This window comes from Sporosarcina sp. P16b (genome assembly GCF_002743065.1).
Classification (GTDB): Bacteria; Bacillota; Bacilli; order Bacillales_A; family Planococcaceae; genus Sporosarcina.
The window spans coordinates 143,579-163,567 of sequence record NZ_PDYO01000003.1 but is presented as its reverse complement, the minus strand read 5'-3'; the positions used below and the strand labels follow the sequence as shown (position 1 = coordinate 163,567).

The 19,989-nt window shown below is 41.9% G+C and carries 12 protein-coding genes and 1 other annotated feature; of the genes, 1 reads left to right on the top strand and 11 read right to left on the bottom strand.

All coding sequences use genetic code 11. From position 1 onward, the window contains the following. Nucleotides 1-18 precede the first annotated feature (18 nt). Together CSV77_RS06395 and CSV77_RS06390 are read right to left on the bottom strand one after the other, a co-directional pair. Nucleotides 19-2,295 (bottom strand): S-layer homology domain-containing protein, encoded by a 2,277-nt coding sequence (locus CSV77_RS06395; protein WP_144034663.1) that lies wholly within the window; start codon nt 2,293-2,295, stop codon nt 19-21. 422 nt (nt 2,296-2,717) lie between these two features. Next, a complete protein-coding gene (locus tag CSV77_RS06390; protein WP_099672752.1) occupies nt 2,718-4,187 on the bottom strand; it encodes an O-antigen ligase family protein in 1,470 nt (489 codons plus the stop codon). Nucleotides 4,188-4,496: 309 nt separating this feature from the next. Between CSV77_RS06390 and CSV77_RS06385 the strand changes: the two genes are divergently transcribed. Beyond that, nucleotides 4,497-6,521 (top strand): S-layer homology domain-containing protein, encoded by a 2,025-nt coding sequence (locus CSV77_RS06385; protein WP_099672751.1) that lies wholly within the window; start codon nt 4,497-4,499, stop codon nt 6,519-6,521. Between the two features lie 412 nt (nt 6,522-6,933). On the opposite strand, the gene CSV77_RS06380 is transcribed toward CSV77_RS06385, so the two are convergent. The 9 genes from CSV77_RS06380 to ilvD form a co-directional block, all read right to left on the bottom strand. Then, the gene (locus CSV77_RS06380) at nt 6,934-9,201 is read right to left on the bottom strand and encodes an S-layer homology domain-containing protein (RefSeq protein WP_099672750.1); all 2,268 of its coding nucleotides are present in this window, start codon (nt 9,199-9,201) and stop codon (nt 6,934-6,936) included. A gap of 280 nt (nt 9,202-9,481) precedes the next feature. After that, nucleotides 9,482-10,066: a 3-isopropylmalate dehydratase small subunit gene (gene leuD / locus CSV77_RS06375; RefSeq protein WP_099672749.1), complete on the bottom strand. Its 585-nt coding sequence runs from the start codon at nt 10,064-10,066 to the stop codon at nt 9,482-9,484. Between the two features lie 13 nt (nt 10,067-10,079). Next, nucleotides 10,080-11,492 (bottom strand): 3-isopropylmalate dehydratase large subunit, encoded by a 1,413-nt coding sequence (leuC, locus tag CSV77_RS06370; protein ID WP_099631165.1) that lies wholly within the window; start codon nt 11,490-11,492, stop codon nt 10,080-10,082. Nucleotides 11,493-11,635: 143 nt separating this feature from the next. Continuing rightward, complete coding sequence (gene leuB, locus CSV77_RS06365; protein WP_099631166.1) at nt 11,636-12,736, bottom strand: 3-isopropylmalate dehydrogenase; 1,101 nt, start codon at nt 12,734-12,736, stop codon at nt 11,636-11,638. A 68-nt stretch (nt 12,737-12,804) separates the two neighbouring features. Next, on the bottom strand, nt 12,805-14,346 hold the full coding sequence (locus CSV77_RS06360; protein WP_099672807.1) for a 2-isopropylmalate synthase: 1,542 nt from the start codon (nt 14,344-14,346) through the stop codon (nt 12,805-12,807). Beyond that, the gene (gene ilvC / locus CSV77_RS06355) at nt 14,333-15,367 is read right to left on the bottom strand and encodes a ketol-acid reductoisomerase (protein ID WP_099637198.1); all 1,035 of its coding nucleotides are present in this window, start codon (nt 15,365-15,367) and stop codon (nt 14,333-14,335) included. Before ilvC ends, CSV77_RS06360 begins: the two co-directional genes overlap by 14 nt. A 25-nt stretch (nt 15,368-15,392) precedes the next feature. Then, a complete protein-coding gene (gene ilvN, locus CSV77_RS06350; RefSeq protein WP_083035136.1) occupies nt 15,393-15,911 on the bottom strand; it encodes an acetolactate synthase small subunit in 519 nt (172 codons plus the stop codon). Next, nucleotides 15,908-17,653, bottom strand: a complete 1,746-nt coding sequence (ilvB, locus tag CSV77_RS06345; protein WP_099672748.1) for a biosynthetic-type acetolactate synthase large subunit — start codon at nt 17,651-17,653, stop codon at nt 15,908-15,910. Before ilvB ends, ilvN begins: the two co-directional genes overlap by 4 nt. A 103-nt stretch (nt 17,654-17,756) precedes the next feature. Beyond that, nucleotides 17,757-18,007, bottom strand: a binding site (T-box leader). 2 nt (nt 18,008-18,009) lie between these two features. Then, nucleotides 18,010-19,677, bottom strand: coding sequence for a dihydroxy-acid dehydratase (gene ilvD / locus CSV77_RS06340; RefSeq protein WP_099672747.1), 1,668 nt, complete (start codon nt 19,675-19,677; stop codon nt 18,010-18,012). Nucleotides 19,678-19,989 lie beyond the last annotated feature (312 nt).

The window sequence follows — 19,989 nt, the reverse complement described above, 5'->3', positions numbered from 1 at the left end:
ATGGGAAGGCTTCTATACTTACTTTTCTATACTCCTATATAGGAACGCACTGAATTGAGCACGGTTGACCGGCTTACCTGGCATGAATTCCCCGTTTTCATTTCCAGTAGTAATCCCGTGGTTTGCCAGAATATGAATCTGCTTGTACGCACCATGCTGCGGTGAAACGTCTATGAATTTCTTCGCAGACTCTCCTTCTAAACTATAGGCTTTAACTAAAATCATCGCCATTTGTGAACGAGTCAACTGTCCTGTCGGATTAAAGGACCCATCAGAATAGCCGCCTACAATATTGGCATTGGCGATCGCACTGATTTCATTGTAATAACGATGGGTCTTTGGCACATCAATGAATTCTCTACGCGCTTCTTCAGCCGGTGGTAAATTGAAGGCTCGGCTTAAAATCAAGGCCGCGTGTTCTCTGGATAACGTGTTACCCGGATTGAAAGTTCCGTCCGTATCTCCATTGATAATACCACGATCACGTAAGTAATAGATTTCTGTCGCGTAAGCATACGACAATGGTACATCTTTGAACAGTTCTTTATTCGGAGTATCTACAATAGGTGGCACGGGCTTAGGCGATTCAATTACAGGCGGAGCTTCGGTTGACTTCACTTCAACTGGCACAGAAATCACTTTCTTGCCGAGAGTCGCCTGTACATGTCCTTTACCTACTTTTGTTGCTGTAAACGTCCCAGCAGAAGTGATGGAACCAATAGCATCTGTAACGCTCCATACTAATTGCTGTGGTTGATAGATAATCGGTTTTCCGGAAGCATCTGCCGGTGAAGCAGTAAATGTGATTTTCTCACCCGGCTTGACGCTTGTTGCAGAAGACTTCACATCGAGTCTTGCAGGCTGGTCAATGACCGTGATGGGGAAAGATTGTTCAGCTAATCCGTAGTTGACGCTGATGCGATCTTCACCTGCCCGAACCGCCTTATAGGTCAGACCTGTTCCTTCAACCGTTCCTTTTGCAGACGTTGTTTTCAGTTGAGAAGCATTCGGCACAATGGGATTATAATGCGCATCCAATACATGATTGATTTTTAAATCGGCAGTTGCACCGACCAACATTTCTCCCATTTGAGAACGGGAAACACTTACGTATGCTGGTTGTCCTGTTGGTGCGGTACTTACCGCTTCAAGAATAGCTGAAATATTCCGTTGAGTCGAATTGGATGTACGATTCGCCAACACCACTTGGTTACTACCGTAATTGCGAATTCCCATCGTAGTGGACCCGCCACCGTCAAAGTTCAACGCGCGATCATATCCTTGAGATACAAGATAATTTGCAAATTGGATCAATGTCATGCCGTTACTATATCCAGCCCTTGAATCAACCGTCACCATATGAACTTGCTTTTTATCTTTACTGATCGCAATAGCGGTTCTTGCCGTCTTGGCTGTTGCACGCCAGTTATTCGTATCCATTGTAATATGGCGTTGACCGTCTTTCACAAGCATCGGGCCACTCGCCATCATGAATTCCGAGTCTTTCCATTTATCATCGATTGATAGACTCAATGATAGCGGATCTCCAACAGCGACGGATTTGAATCGTTCCAATCCTTTTTTTCCATGGATAGATACGACAAAACCATTTTTCGGTATCGTTACTGCCTGTTTATCTCCATATCCTCGTACTTTGACCACTTTACCTTGGAGTTGCTGTCCATAATGTGTCGATGTGATCGGCGCACTCGTTTCAACAACTAATTCAATACCATATTCATTGGAACCCGTCGAGTTTTTCACATGCTGTGGCGTAAAGATAATGGTTTCATCCGCTTGCCGCTCCCGGTTAAGACCGGTCATTTGAAAGGTATTACCATTGACTCCCACTTCAATTCCTAGATTGAAGTAATCAATTTCCGAAAGACCGTTACGCGTCACTCCAAATGCAATCGGATGGCTGACATAGAATGAGCTGGCACTCGAGATGACACCGCCATTCACGATTTCATTCCCTTCAGACAACAGATACATTGGCATCCCCGTGTTCATATCGAAAAACGAAGTGTTTACTGCACCCACAACGCGATGGCCCTCTTTTGAATCCCGATTTGCCAATGTCAATGTGGGGGCAGTTTTCGAAATAGGCGCAGGAAGACCCATTTTTAATTTCGTGAACGGATCACTGAGATCCACGCCTATGTGATTGATGTGACTACTTGCTGCATATGTATAATGAGAATACGTAACACCTGAAGACACGGGGTAACTGGAAACGACTTTCGTGCTGGCTGCCGCAGAGAATGGCAATGAAATTAGCATAGCTGCCGACATAGCGGTAACGACTACTTTCCGCTTCGTGCGAGACAGCAAAGTATTTTGTACGATAACACAACTCCACCTTTCCTACTCCTATCAATCTCTAGTCTATCAAATAAGGCCTATTTTTTCATGTACCGTTTGAACGAAATAAGTCAGGAAAAGAAGAATTGTGGAGTTTTAGAGGGGTTTTGGGGTTGTTATGAGCGGACTTCAAACAACATTGAGCGGGTGCGGCGTAGCTTAGAGCGGATCCCAAACAACATTGAGCGGGTACACCGCAGCTTAGAGCGGATCCAAACAACATTGAGCGGGTACACCGCAGCTATGAGCGGATCCCAAACAACATTGAGCGGGTACTCTGAAACTATGAGCGAATCTCGAACAATATTGTCCAATTCCCCATCTTCACCCCATTAAAAAAACCTACGAATGGACTAGCCATTCGTAGGTTTCGATGTGTCTTGCTGCTTGCTAAACGCGACAAATGCGCCAAGCAAGATAAAGTAGAACAATGTATACATTTTAAGTTCCCAAATATTATAGTACATTCCCGAAACGCCTGTTGAAAACCATAGTGCAATCATAAACACACCGAAATTCGTATGACGTGATTTCCAGAAGTACCGCAACATACTTAGCAGGAAGAGCGCGAAAATCAATACTCCGATGATGCCGGTTTCTGCAATGACTTGAATATATTGATTATCTGAATAAAAATACTTCCCGCCATAGATATCCGAACTGATACCATAGTGATCATAAATCGGTGATCCATACGATAATGTGGCAGAACCGCCAAATGAACCGAATCCTGTACCCGTTATCGGATGATCACTGAAGATTTCAAACCCTTTACTAATATAGAAGAATCTTCCGCTCTCCGTCATGAGGGCTAAGTTCTTCTCATCAAACGTTTCACCGAAGCGTCCCCCGATACTTCCAGCTCCGCTAGGCTTTTGGTCTACTGTCACACCTAGCTCTGCTATGTATTGTACAGCCAGGTTTACTGGGTAATAGATCAGGATAATTGATGCGACGCCTGCAATCACTAGTCGTTTCAGAAGATACCATTTTCTCGTCATCAGGATAAAGACAATACCGAACACTACTGCTGAAATCCAAGTTCCTCTTGAATAAGTCAGAACTAAAATCCCAAAGAACAAAACAAGCAAGACACGGAATGTCCATTTGTATTTATTCTGCTGGTAAACATGTTGCAAATAAATGATCCCGATAATTCCGAAAAATAGAGACAATGCTAAAGAGTTCGGATTACCGGTTAGTCCGTAAATACGCACTGCATTCGTTGCAGATAAAACTTTATACTTCCATTCTTCAGGAAGGAGTAACTGACGCAAAGAGAGTTTTTCTACCAAACCATGAAGTGACATCACAATGTTCAACCATACCGTTACCCACGCAAGTTGTTGTAGCCATTTGTTCGTCAATGTCATTCTAGAAATGATGTAATAAAGCAAATACATAATCAAAAATGTTCGGACTTGGAAAATAATGGACATTGGAGTGACATCGTTCAGGAATCCTATGATTGAGCCAAATAAAATAAAGGCGAAGTAAGACCACTCAAACCATTTGAATGTAAATAGTGAACGGAGATTATGTCGGTAATGGAACAACGTCCACGCAAATACGACAAAAATAATTAAATCTCCTATTAACTTCATTCCACTATTCACTTCCAGCAAAAATGGTCGTATATTGACGTAGATAACCAGAAATAGAATACTTTGCTGCGGTTTAATAATAGAAAATAGGACAAAAAATAAGGCCGTTCCGAGTAATGCTATTTTTGACGGTAGCAATAATGCAATGAGCATCACAGCTACTGCAATCAGTATGGTACTTGTAGATTGTTTTTCTAATCGCTGTTTCCATATATTCATTAGTCTATAAAACCCTTTCTACGCTTGCTAGTTCCTTGTTGCATTATATCACTATCTAGGACGGAATAGTGAAAGCATTCGTTGCATCTTTTCAAATAATTGTAGTTTGTCGTTTATTGCTATATTTGGCATCAACACTTTCATGCGTATTTTTCATGATTTGTATGCCCCCTCATCCTATTGGTCTAGTAACACTACGACATATATAGGGATTTATTATATCAACAGTCTATTAATATACCAAAAGGTACTTACCAATATTAGTCCTTTCTGCTACAATAGTAGGAGATTTATATAGGAGGTTTTGATTTGAAACGTTTGATTACATTACTGACACTTTTGCTTTTGGTTGCTTCTCCTATCTTTACACCGGTGGCAAGTGCAAATGATTTCACTGGTCATCAAATGCAACAAGAGCTGACATTTTGGATAGATAAAGGTGTGATCCAAAAGGACGCAAAAGGGAATGTTTATCCGAATCATGCAGTTACACGAGGAGAATTTGCTTCATATTTGGCACGTTCACTCGAATTACCTGCTTCGACAAGATATACCTTTACGGATTTAAAGGCAAATCATTCCCGCACAATTGAAATTCAAAACGCTGCCGGCGCTGGAATTTTGGCAGGATATCCCGATGGTACATTCAAGGCGAATCAGCAGATTACCCGACAGCAAATGGCGGGAATGATATTTAAAGCATTCCGCTTCCTTGATATCCCTGTCAATTCACCTACTGTCCAATTTAAGGATAGCAAGAAAATCTCGTCGAACTTCATTCCTGCAGTATCCGCGGCTTCTTCATTGAACATCATACGTGGAGATCAAGGGTATTTCAAACCGACAAGTAACGCAACGATTGCTCATGCTTCGGCATTTTTATACCGTATGTTCGCAGTCGCTGACGGAAAAGGTAATACCCGCCCACCTACAAATGTTGGCGGCACGGAAAATCCTAAAGTCCATAAAGTCAGTTCGATTTCCAACAGTCAGCTACATGTAACAGACGCGTCATACATCACATTTGAAGACGCTTTGGCTGCCTACAATGCTTCTTCCACTATTCAGACAATTTCCGTTAATAATACCATCATCAAAATGAAGTCAGGTCAGGCGTTTGCTTCAGAAAACCCAAAGCAGTATACGTCACTATATAGCGACCCTGCGTTAAAAAACGAAGTGACATATGTTCAGAAAGGGTATGAACTGGACTATGTTGGCAGTAGCGCAGAGCGCGTTGTAGTCGACGTAGGTGGCTATACCTATTATGCAAAACACGAGGAAATCGATCTAGTCCCTTCACCATTATCTAAAGGTGCAAGCCAGTATAAAGTAAGCAGTGACGGCTTACTCATTCACCAACCATATTATCGTACATACGATGCCAAGACGAAACAATATAAAGGTAGTTACGCAGAGTATACAGTAGGTCCAGCTTCTCCTGCAATGAAAAAAGGGCAGACCTATACAAGTAACGATGGAGTTCACTTTAAGGAATTGAATGGTTCGACAACGATTACCTATTATCCGTATTTCCAATTCCAATCAGTACGCCAGCCTTCTACTTACACAGGGCAGGAACTGGATCGTTTTATTTCTGATGCATTACAAGCGAGACAAAAAACAGGTATTGTACGCTATAAAAACGCTACAACCAAGTCGAAATTAATCGGACTTGGTACGTATGTGAAACAAATGGAGAAACAGCATAATGTGAATGCGATGTTTATCTTAGCAACAGCTATACACGAGAGTGATTACGGAATGAGTGGCAATGCACAGCAGAAAAATAACATTTTCGGTATCCGCGTATTCGACTCTTCGCCAGATAAAGGTGAAGTCTATGGTAATCCTACAAGAAGTGTCGATGCATTCATCACTCGCTACATCAACTTAAACTATGCGAATCCACTCGGCGCCTATGCCAATGGCGCCGCTCCAGGAAATAAAGCTGTCGGCTTCAATATGAAGTATGCATCCGATCCTTTCTGGGGGAGCAAGATTGCAGGCCATATGTGGCGTATCGATCAGTTTCTCGGTAAGAAAGACGCAAACCAAGCGCAATTAGCCGTGATTTCCTATACAGGCAATACAGCGGTGAATATCCGGACAAGCCCTGAGGCAGTGAATAGAAATAATATTTTATTCTCCTACAAGCCCAAGCATCCAGGCAGTCTGGCTGCATTCGGCTATCCACTGATTGTTGCGGATCGTACGACAGGCGCAGATGGCTTTGTTTGGTACAAGGTGCGTATGGACATCAATCCAGGAACGCAACCAATCAACGAACCATACGGCTGGATCCGTTCCGATCTAGTCACGCTTGTTAATTAAATAGTTAGATAGAGAAACCACCGCCTCCTGCTTAGGAGATGGTGGTTTTTAGTATGATGAATGAATTCAGAAGACAGATGCTTGTCAAGACGCACGCAAATCGATCGACATTCGCCTTCCACTTACAATTAACTTCGTGTAATTTCTTTAAGAGAAAACGATCATAGTTCCACGATATCCGCTCATAAATCCTTCAGAAGTGCTCTATGCCCCCTCGAAAGCGCTCTATCAAACTATTTACTCGCTCTATAAACCCCGACAAGCGCTCTACGCCCGTTAGTAACCGCTCTATTCATCTTCTCAGTAGGATAACGCCCGCTCCATCGAAGAACATCCATCAACATCCCCTTCCCAATTACTCACCAAACAACAAACCACCATCTCCAAACTAACGGAGATGGTGGCTTCATTATTATAATGCGTCCGTATACTCTTTACCTGCTGGCAATAAGTTAGACATATTGATACGTTTCAGACCTTCTTTGATCTTGGTTGTGTAACCTTTTTTCGTACTGTTTAAATAACCGGCCTTCGATTTGATCATCCGCTCAAATACTTTAGCTTTCGACGGATCGATTTGTGACCACTTTTCATAAGAATGAATCAAGTCTTCTAATGTCAGATGAACATAATCTGTACCTGAAAACTGACCATTTGGTGCGCGTTTGTACCAGATGTCTCCATTTGAACGGGTCCAGTTCTTTTCTTCGAAACGTATTGCCTTTTCAATAGCACTAGCATTTTCCAAATAAACTGGATCATTAAACTCCTGGAACGCAAGCAAGAGAATGTTCATACCGCCAAGTAAATGGTTCATGGACGTATGCGTCTTCACTTGAGATTTCGCCGGGAAGTAGTCAGGAATATAATATGCAGTAGGAGACAAGAAATTTACGTTCCCTTTTCTATGTTGCTGTACAAGCAAGTTCGCATAGTTCCGCAAACCTTCATTGTAGTCTTTATGATTGAATGCTTTTCCTCCACGATAAAGGAATAATGCAATCTGTTCATTGAAGCGTGTATCGACGAATGGTGCTGTAAAGTTATATAAATTCGTCAAATACGTACTAGTCACTTCAGTTTCCCAATAGGGCTTACTTCCTCTGAAGACAGCTAGGTTTGTAAAGGAGTTATGCAAAATATCTTCATAATAACGTTCTTTCGTTTGATCGTACAACAACATGACACGATCTTCTTTTACTAAAAGTAAATTACGACCATATCCTCGCCCTGAAGCAGGCATAGGTTCAATAGTTGTTGCCATCTTATTGTATGGCCCTTCTGCTGTATACCATTTATTGCGCTTTTTATAGTTGGTAATGGACTCCCGAAGCCATGAATCCAATCTTTCTTTTGACGAAAATAGTTTTTTATTGGATGAAAGATACCATTGATCCACCACATCGTATCCTCTAGAGTTTAACTCATACACTGATACACGAGTATCGCCCATTAGAATATTGCTGTACGATTCTTTCTCTTCCTGTAGTTCTCGCGTTCGGCTGACCGCACCATTACGGTACTTTAACTCAAGCTCTCGCGAACGGTAAGTTTTTGATATCATTTGCTGTCCAGTACCTTGTTGCGAAATCGTTTCAAGCACACCAACTGGCGAAGTGGCAATATCGAATCCGAATGTATCATCCACGTCTTTTTTCATTGGGAATTTGTCGAAACGTTCCATTGTATTCGTTTTAATATCTCCATCAATTCGTACCAAGTCCACACGAATCGGCAAACGGTCAGGGTTTCTCAACTCGACGAATGTAAAGTAATCACCGTTTGGCAATTCGCGCTTGGTTACAGTGACTTTCGTACTTTTTCTTTCACTGACGCCGTAGACATAAATATGATCGGTTGCATGTCCGTGTGCTTTTACTCGTTTAGCTGATAAAGACAAGAAATGGTTTGAACGCAAGTACGTCTTACCTTCTTGTGTCATGGGTACTTCTGTAATAAATTGCTCAAATCGAATAGGTTCAAATTTCCCCATCGTTTGTGTTTTATTGAAAACAATCGGTTGCTTTTTTTCGAGCATTCCTGCTTGTATCATTGCTCTATGTAGAAATACAGCGAATGAACCACGGTTAACGGAAAGTTTCGGTGCAAAGGATCCGTCTTCTTTACCCGTTGTAATGCCGTGCTGCATAAGTACCTTTACGCCATATCTGTGAGATTCACTAATTTTATGCTCATCAGTAAAATGTACTTTTTCACCTGTATCTTTTAATTTAAATGCATTAACCAACACACTTGCCATCTGTTCACGTGTTAATTCATCACTCACACCGAAGTTACCATCGGGCTTCCCCCTAAATATTCCTTCCTGATAAGTAGACATTGCACCACGTAAGTTAGACGACTTTGCGCTGACGTCCTTGAATATCGGCTGGTAAGGAGCTTCAGGTAATTGCAGTGCCGCGGTCAGTAAATTTGCCGCTTGCCCACGTTTGATGCTAACACCTGGACGGTATTGTAGATCTTGATAACCGTTAATGATTCCTTCTTCCACGAGCCGTGTTACTTCATCTTTTGCCCAATATTCATTGCTTACATCGGAGAAACGCTGGTTTACCGTTTCTGCATGCGCATTTAGTGGTAGTACAATGAAGTATACGAACACTGCGATAAGTAAAGAATGGAAAATAGCGAATGTACTGTTCTTTGATGCGCTGAACATCTTTAAAATCAACCCCCGTCTTTGAATTCATTAGTTTTAGTATGCAGTTTCCTTCGACAATTATAGCATATCAATCCATTCATTTGGACTTTCATCGCAAAGGAAGAATTCTTCATACTGTAAAGCCGTAATACGTATAGAACTACTTCTCCATTCTGCAAACTGCCACCGTACAGACGCAGAAAAACAAAAATAGTTTCAAAGTTTTACACTTTACTTTTACTATTTCTATTTACATGAAAAAACAGTTCATGCTGAGTAAGCGATGAACTGTTTGGAGTTATGCATGCTTTTGTTCGTACTCTGTAATCTTGTCTTCATATTGGAAGGTCAGAGAAATTTCATCCCAACCGTTCAACAACATCTTTTTTGAATACGGATCAATGTCAAAGCTATACACCGAACCGTCTTCTCCCGCTACAGTCTGATCTTCAAGACTAACTGTTAATGTATACGGGGCTTCTTTCCCTTTTTGTAGAAATTCATCAATTTCCGCAACTGACAACCTAATCGGTAAAATCCCGTTCTTGAAGCAATTACTGTAGAATATATCTGCGAAGCTTGGAGCAATGACTACACGGAATCCGTAATCTAAAATTGCCCAAGGTGCGTGTTCGCGAGATGATCCACAACCGAAGTTATCATGTGCAACTAAGATAGTTGAACCATCATATCGAGGGTCATTTAACACGAACTCTTCATTTTTTGTACCGTCAGCATGATAACGCCAGTGATAGAATAAATATTCACCGAATCCAGTGCGCTCAATACGTTTCAAAAATTCCTTGGATATGATCTGATCTGTATCTACGTTATTTTTATCTAAAGGAGTGAGTACACTCTCTATTTTATTAATTGGTTCCATCTGAATACCCTCCTCAAATTTGCACAGCTGCTTCAATTTTACGAACATCTACGAAATGTCCGTGTAGGGCAGCGGCTGCAGCCATGGATGGGCTGACTAGATGTGTGCGTGAGCCTGCACCTTGGCGTCCTTCAAAGTTCCGGTTGGATGTGGAAGCACAACGCTCGCCAGCTGGTACAACATCATCATTCATAGCTAAGCACATACTGCATCCTGACTCTCTCCATTCAAAACCTGCATCTGTAAAGATCTTATCAAGCCCGATCTCTTCCGCCTGTTTTTTCACTGTACGTGAACCAGGTACGACAATTGCAGTCACAGTTGGATGAACGTGTTTACCTTTTACCACTTTCGCCGCCGCTTCTAAATCGCTAAGACGGGCATTTGTACATGAACCGATGAAAGCGTGCTGAATTTCAATATCGGTTAATGCCATTCCTTCTTCAAGTCCCATATATTCCAATGCAGAACGAAGTGCGGACTTTTCTGTTTCCGATACATAGTCTGCAGATGTTGGAATGTTAGCCGAAATTCCAGATCCCATCGAAGGGTTCGTTCCCCATGTAACAAAAGGTTCGATTTCATCGGCATCAATTTCAAGCACTTGATCATATTCTGCATCTTCATCCGTATTCAATGCAAGCCAACGCTCAGCTGCTGCTTCGAATTCTTCGCCTTGTGGTGCATATCGACGACCACGTAAATAATTGATTGTGGTTTCGTCGGGACCAATTAAACCTGCTTTTGCTCCCGCTTCTATTGACATATTACAAATGGTCATACGTTCTTCCATTGTGAGTCCACGAATTGCTTCTCCTGTGTACTCGACAATATGTCCAGTACCCACGCCAATTCCAAACTTTGAAATGATCGCAAGAATGATATCTTTGGCTGTTACACCAAAGCCGATTTGACCTGTCACGCGAATCTCCATCGTTTTCGGTTTACTTTGCCATAATGTTTGTGTAGATAGTACGTGTTCTACTTCGCTTGTCCCAATGCCGAACGCAATCGCTCCGAACGCACCATGTGTTGATGTATGGCTATCACCACAAACAATAGTCTTTCCTGGTTGTGTCAATCCTAGCTCAGGACCGATAATATGCACAATACCTTGGTCAGGATGTTGCATATCTGCCAATTGAACGCCAAACTCTTCACAGTTTTTTTCAAGTGTCGTGATTTGTTTTTTGGCAATCGGGTCATTGATTACCGGTAAGTTCTTTGTCGGGACGTTATGATCCATAGTGGCAAAGCATAGATCCGGGCGACGCACTTTACGGTTCGCTAGACGTAAGCCTTCAAACGCCTGTGGTGATGTCACCTCATGAATTAAATGAAGATCAATATACAATAGGTCAGGCTTTCCCTCTTCTTCGTACACAATATGCTCATCCCATATTTTCTCAATAATTGTTTTAGCCATAATTGTTTCCCCTTCCAAGCCATTACCATAATAATGTGTGGCATCTTATTCAACTCGTCAGTCTTTTCTCTAGCTACACATAAAGGGCGCACCAGTTTCGGTATGCCCTCATGTGCATGTCGAGACGAAGACAGCAGTATTTTTTAAATATACGAATACATAATACTATTCGAAACGAACTGAAGATCCAATTCATCTACAATCTTATCTGTCCATTCTTTAGTCGTTAATGAACGTTGGTCTTTGCCAGCTAAATCTGCTGTAAAGTGACCTTCTTCAAATACTGTATTCACTGCTTTCTCAATTGCTGCTGCTTCAGTTTCTAATCCAAATGAATACTTCAGCATCATAGCAACGGAAAGAATAGTTGCTGCTGGATTTGCTATACCTTGCCCTGCTACATCCGGTGCCGAACCGTGCACTGGCTCGTATAAACCTAAACCATCTGAACGGACACTCGCTGAAGGTAGTAATCCAAGAGAGCCCGTAATTACAGACGCTTCATCACTCAAAATATCTCCAAACATATTTTCCGTAACGATTACATCGAAATATGCAGGATTTGTAATTAATTTCATTGCTGCGGAATCCACTAGCTGATGCTCTACTTCCACATCTGGATACTGCGCTTTTTTCTCTTCTACAATCTTTCTCCAAAGCTTACTGGATTCGAGCACATTCGCTTTGTCCACAGAAGTTACTTTGCCTCTACGCAGGCGAGCCAACTCGAAACCTTTGTCGACAATACGTTCGATTTCTTCACGTGTATATACAAGTGTGTCAACGGCTGACTGATCTGTATGACGGCTCGGTTTACCGAAGTATAGACCTCCAGTTAATTCTCGAACAATCATCATATCGACTTCTTTGACGATGTCTTCTTTTAAAGGAGAAGCTTGGATCAAAGAAGGCACAGCTGCAACAGGACGAAGGTTTGCAAATAGATCGAAATGTTTACGTATCGCAAGCAACCCTTTTTCTGGTCGTAATTCAGATGGATTCTGATCCCATTTAGGACCACCCACTGCTCCTAGAAGAATGGCGTCGCTTGACTCACATAACTCAATTGTCTCTTGAGGAAGTGGATTATTCTTTTCATCAATCGCCGCTCCACCAATTAGTCCATATTCTGTATGGAATGTATGGTTAAAACGTCTGCCGATCACTTCCAATACTCTAACTGCCTCTGCTACTACCTCGGGTCCTATGCCGTCTCCGGGTAATACTGCTACTTTCTTTTCCATAGAACTTCTCCTCCTTGATCAATCTCGTATCACTCGATCGAATACTCTATCCCTTTGATCTATGTTACTTATTTCATTAACTCTTCTTTCCGCAATTGTTCGCGAACTAGTTGACGATTGATAGCATTCAAATAAGCTTTTGCAGACGCTTCTAGTACGTCTTGCGCTACGTCTCGGCCTGTAAGCTCGAGTCCGTTATGTCTTAAATTGACTACTGCCTCTCCCAGTGCATCGCGGCCCTTACCGATCGATGTTACACGATAATCCAGAATGAGTACTTCACCTTTAATGGCCAATTCTAGTGCATTAAATATAGATTCAACAGAACCTGCACCTGTCGTTGCCACTGTAACTGTTTCCCCGCTAGGCACTGTCGCTGTCACGGTAGCAGTCGGAATATTATTTGTTCCGTATTGAACTTGAACATTATGCAATTCATAAATAGGTGTATCCGTATCAGCCAATTGCTGTCCTGTAAATAGAACAAACAAATCGTCTTCTGTGATTTCCTTTTTACGGTCTGCCAATTTTTTGAAGTCATCAAATGCTTCATTTAATTGGAGATCAGTCAGTTCAAACCCCATTGTAATTGCCCGGTCTTTGAACGCAGCGCGCCCAGAGTGTTTACCAAGCGCCAGTGGTATATCCGTTTCACCAATTAATTCCGGTGTAATAATTTCGTATGTCTCACGGTTTTTCAGCATGCCATCCTGGTGAATACCAGATTCATGAGCGAATGCATTCTTACCGACAACTGCTTTGTTTGGCTGGATGACTACCCCTGTCAAGCGGCTAACAAGCTGACTAGCTTTTTTGATTTCTTTCAAGTTGATTCCAGTTTCCATATTGTAGAAATCTTTACGAATGTGCATAGCTACAGCAATTTCTTCTAATGCCGCATTACCTGCACGTTCTCCAATACCGTTAATTGTACATTCAACTTGATCTGCACCATTCTCGACTGCTGCAATAGAGTTTGCAACGGCCATACCAAGATCATCATGACAATGAGCAGAAAGCTTAACGTTTTCTATTCCTATTACGTTCTCTTTTAAGTACTTGAATAGAGCACCATATTCTGCAGGTGTTGCATAGCCTACAGTATCCGGAACATTAATGGTTGTAGCCCCTGCCTCAATTACTTTATTAATAATACGTACTAGATATTCCTTATCAGAGCGGAAAGCATCTTCTGCTGACCACTGAACGAGTGGAAAGTATTGTTTGGCATATTTGACCGCATCCACTGCAATGTCCACCACTTCGTCTGGAGATTTTTTTAACTTATACTCCATATGAATCGGTGATGTAGCTAAAAACACATGGATATGCGGCTGTTCTCCGCCCCGTAATGCTTCCCATGAAATATCAATATCATTCTTCATCGCTCTAGCAAGACCCGTGACAGTAGAGTTTTTCACTGTATTGGCAATGCGTTGAACGGCTTCGAAATCGCCTGGGGATGAAGCAGGAAAACCTGCTTCAATAACTGCTACCCCTAGCTTTTCCAGCTGACGAGCGATCTCTAATTTTTCTACTGTATTTAAATTAATACCTGCAGATTGCTCACCGTCGCGAAGAGTTGTATCGAATAGATCAATTTTTCTCACTCGCAACCACTTCTTCCTCTTTTGATTTAGCTCCTTCGTTGATGAATGGCATCATAGAACGAAGCTTCTGTCCTACTTCTTCGATTTGGTGCTTAGCTTCAGCTTCTTCAATTGCATTGAATTGAGGACGTCCGTTTTTATTTTCTTCAATCCATTCTTTTGCGAACTTACCTGATTGGATGTCCGTAAGAATATCTTTCATACGTGCTTTTGTATCTGCATCAATTACGCGTGGTCCAGAAACGAAGTCGCCCCACTCTGCTGTGTCAGAGACTGAATAACGCATTCCAGCCATACCGCCTTCATACATCAAGTCAACAATTAGTTTCGTTTCGTGCAATGTTTCGAAATAAGCTAGTTCAGGCTGGTATCCAGCTTCCACTAGTGTTTCAAAACCAGCTTTAACTAGTGAAGTCAATCCGCCACAAAGTACTGCTTGCTCTCCGAATAGATCCGTAACTGTCTCTTCTTCGAAAGTAGTTTCCAAAACGCCGCCACGAGCAGACCCGATCCCTTTTGCATACGCAAGAGCTACATCTTTTGCTTGGCCAGATACATCTTGATACACTGCGAATAGTGCAGGAACTCCGCCGCCAGCTTCGAATGTTCTGCGCACAAGGTGTCCAGGTCCTTTTGGAGCTACTAGGAATACATCTACATCAGCAGGTGGTTTGATTTCACCAAAGTGTACGTTGAATCCGTGAGCGAATACTAACGATTTACCTTTAGCAAGAGCTGGTTCGATTTCTGCATCGTAGATTGCTTTTTGGTTTTCATCTGGAAGTAAGATCATGATTAAATCTGCTTTTTCAGAAGCTTCTTTTACTGACAGTGTTTCTAGGCCGTCCGCTTTTGCTTGATCGAATGATTTTCCAGCACGAACGCCTACTACAACGTTGAAGCCTGAATCTCTCAAGTTACGTGCGTGTGCGTGTCCTTGTGAACCGTATCCGATGATTGCGATAGTTTTACCTTCTAATAGTCCTTCATTGATATCCTGGTTATAATACATTTTTGTCATTTTAATTTCCCCCTAAGTGTGTGTGTTATTGTTTTAAAATCGACAGCTGTGGTGCTTGAACTTTTTGCATATCGCGGGCAAAGCCGGTTGCGCCAGTTCGTGTTAATTCTTTGATGCCATATGGTTTCAGCAAATCGATAAACGCTTCGATTTTATCTGGGTCACCCGTTACTTGGTACGTTACTACATTCTTTCCGGAATCGACTATAGTCGGACGGAAAGGTTCCACAATACTATTCATTTCAGAGCGAATCTGTGGTGGTGAGATTACCTTTACTAGCGCTAACTCACGTAACACGATTGCTTTGTCTGTTATATCTTTCACTGTAATAACATCAATCTGCTTTTGCAGCTGTTTTACAAGTTGTTCAATTTTGTTTTCATCTTCTACGTGAACTTGGAATGTCATCTTGGATCTGTTCGGCTGTTCTGTAGCACCAACGGTAATACTTTCGATATTGAATTGACGCTTCATCAGCAGTCCCGTTACACGGTTTAATACACCGCTCTGATTAATTACTGTTACTGTAATAATTCGTTTCACTGAGGACTCACTCCAATCATGTCTTGTAATCCTTTACCTGGCGCAACCATCGGATAGACGTTTTCACGTTGTTTGACCCGGCAATCGATCAGCACTGGCTCGTCAGATAATAACGCTTCTGTAAATACTTTTTCAGCTTCTTCTAAATTGTGAATGCGATATCCTTTTAGGTCATATGCTTCCGCCAATTTAATAAAGTCTGGTTGTACAGGGACGAGTGACTGTGAGTAGCGTTCTTCATAGAACGTCTCTTGCCATTGACGTACCATACCAAGTGCTCCGTTATTTAAAATAATCACTTTCACAGGAATACGCATCTCTTGAAGAAGTGAAAGCTCTTGTGCTGTCATTTGGAAACCTGCGTCTCCAACAATGGCAACTACACGTTCTTTTGGTCTTGCAAGTTGTGCACCGATTGCTGCTGGGAAGCCGAAGCCCATTGTTCCCAATCCGCCTGAAGTTACCCAGTTATCGGGATTATTGAAACGATAATATTGAGCAGTCCACATTTGGTGCTGTCCAACATCCGTCGTAACAATTGCATCTCCATTTGTAATACGATGTATGATCTCAAGTGCTTGTTGAGGTAATAAAGCTTCCTCATCCGTTTCATACCAAAGCGGATATTTGTCTGCTAAATCATTCAAATAGCCAATCCATTCTACTGTATCCGGTGATTTGAAATCTGCCTTTAGCAATGCTGTTAAAGCTTCTTTCGCATCCGCTACGATAGGAATTTCAGTCACAACGTTTTTACCAATTTCCGCAGGGTCAATGTCGATGTGAATAACACGTGCATTCGGTAAGAATACATCCAAGTTACCTGTTAAACGATCATCGAAACGAGCACCGACATTGAGCAATAAATCACATTCGCTTAGTGCGTAGTTGGCAGTTGCTGTACCGTGCATTCCAGCCATTCCATAGAAAAGTTCATGATCTCCATGGATTGTACCTAAGCCAAGTAATGTATTGACGACTGGGATACGATGCGTTTCGACAAGCTCTTTTAGCTCGGCCGTTCCGCCTGCATGAAGGACACCTGCCCCTGCAAGAATCATAGGCTTTTTCGCACCAGAGATAGCTTTCGAAGCTTTTTGAATTTGCAGATAATTTGGTGTGGTAGTCGGCTGATAACCAGGTAAATTCACTTCTTTATTCTCTTTTTCGACAGGAACAAAGATATCTGTTGCGACATTTTTAGGTACGTCAACAACGACTGGTCCCGGTCTTCCGGTAGAAGCAATATGGAAAGCTTCACGCATAATACGTGGAATGTCCGCTACACTTTGCACTTGATAATTATGTTTTGTAATAGGTTGAGTAATCCCTATGATATCCGCTTCCTGGAAAGCATCCGACCCAATAACAGTACTAGCTACTTGGCCTGTAATAACTACTAGTGGAAGGGAGTCCATCATAGCATCCGTAATTCCCGTTACTAAGTTCGTTGCACCAGGACCAGATGTGGCAATGACCACCCCTGTTTTGCCAGATACTCTTGCATATCCTTCTGCTGCGTGTATTGCGCCTTGCTCGTGACGTGCTAATACATGTGGAATCGGGTCGTTATATAGCGCATCATAGATAGGGAGAACAGCTCCTCCAGGATATCCAAAGATCACTTCTACGTTCTGTTCTTTAAGAGATTGAATCAAGATTGCAGAACCATCTGCAAATTTATTCTTAGTTTGTTCCTTTGGCGTAGATGCGGTCTGTTTTTCTTGTACTTCAGCACTCATACTGAACTCCTCCTTACAATTTTCACCTATATTTATCTTGGCCAGTGACATTTTCTCCTAAAAAAAACCTTTTCATCCCACGCAAAGAATTCTTCTCTCTTTACATAGGGATGAAAAAGCTTTCATGGTACCACCCTAGTTCGTGACATTTGTCACCTTATGAAAAAGCAAGCCAAGGCCGTACTTTCTCATTGTTAACGAGCCCGAATATCAAGCCCGGGACTGCCTAATCGGTATACCTTTTAGCAATCCACTCCGAGGGGATGTCGCAAATAGTTGTATTGCCGGCTCGCAGCACCGCCGGCTCTCTGTGAATACGATTTCTATCTACTTTAACCTCATCAACGTTTTGTCTATTAAATTTTCATGACTCCGCCAGTACTTGCTGAAGTGACTAGCTGAGAATATCTAGCAAGATATCCTTTTTTAATTTTAGGTTCGAACGGTTTCAGTGCATCGCGCCGTTTTGCAAGAACTTCATCAGATACTTTAAGTTCGATCGTACGGTTTGTCAGATCAATTTCTATAATATCCCCGTTCTCTACAAGTGCAATCGGTCCACCTGATGCCGCTTCTGGTGAGATATGTCCAATAGAGATACCTCGTGATGCTCCAGAGAAACGACCATCCGTAATTAATGCAACTTCTTTACCAAGCCCTTTCCCCATAATTGCTGAGGTCGGCGCTAGCATTTCCGGCATTCCCGGTCCGCCTTTAGGACCTTCATATCTAATGACGACTACATGGCCTGCTTTTACAGTGTCATTATCAATATTTTCTTGGGCTTCTTCTTGTGAATTAAAGACAATCGCTTCGCCTCTGAATTCCTTGATAGAGGGATCAACTGCACCAACTTTAATGACAGAACCTTCAGGAGCAATGTTACCAAATAGAATGGACAGACCACCTACTGGACTATATGGATCATCTTTCGTTCGAATGACATCTGTATTGGTAATTTCATGTCCTGCAACATCTTCTGCAATCGTTTTACCAGTGATCGTAATACGGTCTTTGTGGATCGCACCATCGATTTTACACAATTCATTGATAATTGCGCTCACACCACCGGCCAGATGAATGTCATGCATTGAATAATCAGATGCTGGCATGATCTTGGATAAGTAAGGTACTCGTTTAGCTACATCATTTACATCCTCAATGTTGTAATCAATTTCTGCTTCATGCGCGATCGCTAATGTGTGAAGAACTGTATTAGTCGAACCACCCATTGCCATATCGAGTGCGAATGCATCGTCGATTGTTTCTTTTGTAATGATGTCTCTTGGTTTAATATCTTTTTCGATACAATTCATCAAATGTTTTACAGCATCTTTGATTAGTACATGACGTTCGTTTGAAGTTGCAAGGATTGTCGCATTCCCTGGAAGAGCCATACCGAGCATTTCCATTAGAGAGTTCATAGAGTTCGCAGTGAACATTCCTGAACATGATCCACATGATGGACATGCATTTTGTTCAATGTCGAGCAACGCTTCCGCTGTCATGTTCCCACTCTTGTACGCTCCAACACCTTCGAACACGGAAGTTAATGAAAGTGTCTCGCCTGTTGCGGAAACACCTGCTTCCATTGGTCCTCCAGAAACGAATACTGAAGGGACGTTTGTGCGAACAGCTGCCATCAACATGCCTGGCGTAATTTTGTCACAGTTAGGTATATAGAAGACTCCGTCAAACCAGTGCGCATTAATGACTGTTTCTGCCGAGTCTGCAATTAGCTCACGACTTGGTAATGAGTAACGCATACCAATATGCCCCATGGCGATTCCATCATCTACACCAATTGTATTAAATTCAAACGGTACGCCGCCCGCTTCCCAAATGGCTTCTTTAACTACTTCCGCAAATTTGTTTAAATGCATATGTCCCGGAATGATATCTATATAAGAGTTACACACTCCGATAAATGGTTTGTTCATATCTTTCGTTTTAACACCAGCTGCATATAGTAAGCTACGATGTGGTGCACGATCGATCCCTTTTTTAATCATGTCACTTCTCATTTGCAATCTCTCCTAAACTAATTGAACGAATCAATTGCTAATTACATTAATTGCATTCAGTTGAATATTCTGAACAGCCAGTGAAACAATCACCGCTATGAACTAGATTGCTGTAATCATATCTTGTATATGAATAAAGGTCAACCGTATTTTTAAAGTTTTTAATTAATTGTGACTAATTTAAAACGTCTGAATACGCTTACACACCCTGTATATAGCGATATATTGCATATCGAAATTTCTAATTTTTTTGATTCGACCTTGTCTCTTTAATTAAATATAAAGAAGGGACAGATAATATCTTTACCCTAC

Excerpts from the sequence above, each read along its gene's own strand:
- CSV77_RS06390 (WP_099672752.1), bottom strand. The coding sequence starts at position 4,187 with ATGAATATATGGAAACAGCGATTAGAAAAACAATCTACAAGTACCATA.
- ilvB (WP_099672748.1), bottom strand. The coding sequence starts at position 17,653 with ATGAGTGCTGAAGTACAAGAAAAACAGACCGCATCTACGCCAAAGGAA.
- leuB (WP_099631166.1), bottom strand. The coding sequence starts at position 12,736 with ATGGAAAAGAAAGTAGCAGTATTACCCGGAGACGGCATAGGACCCGAG.
- leuC (WP_099631165.1), bottom strand. The coding sequence starts at position 11,492 with ATGGCTAAAACAATTATTGAGAAAATATGGGATGAGCATATTGTGTAC.
- ilvD (WP_099672747.1), bottom strand. The coding sequence starts at position 19,677 with ATGAGAAGTGACATGATTAAAAAAGGGATCGATCGTGCACCACATCGT.
- CSV77_RS06395 (WP_144034663.1), bottom strand. The coding sequence starts at position 2,295 with ATGTCGGCAGCTATGCTAATTTCATTGCCATTCTCTGCGGCAGCCAGC.
- ilvC (WP_099637198.1), bottom strand. The coding sequence starts at position 15,367 with ATGACAAAAATGTATTATAACCAGGATATCAATGAAGGACTATTAGAA.
- CSV77_RS06380 (WP_099672750.1), bottom strand. The coding sequence starts at position 9,201 with ATGTTCAGCGCATCAAAGAACAGTACATTCGCTATTTTCCATTCTTTA.
- leuD (WP_099672749.1), bottom strand. The coding sequence starts at position 10,066 with ATGGAACCAATTAATAAAATAGAGAGTGTACTCACTCCTTTAGATAAA.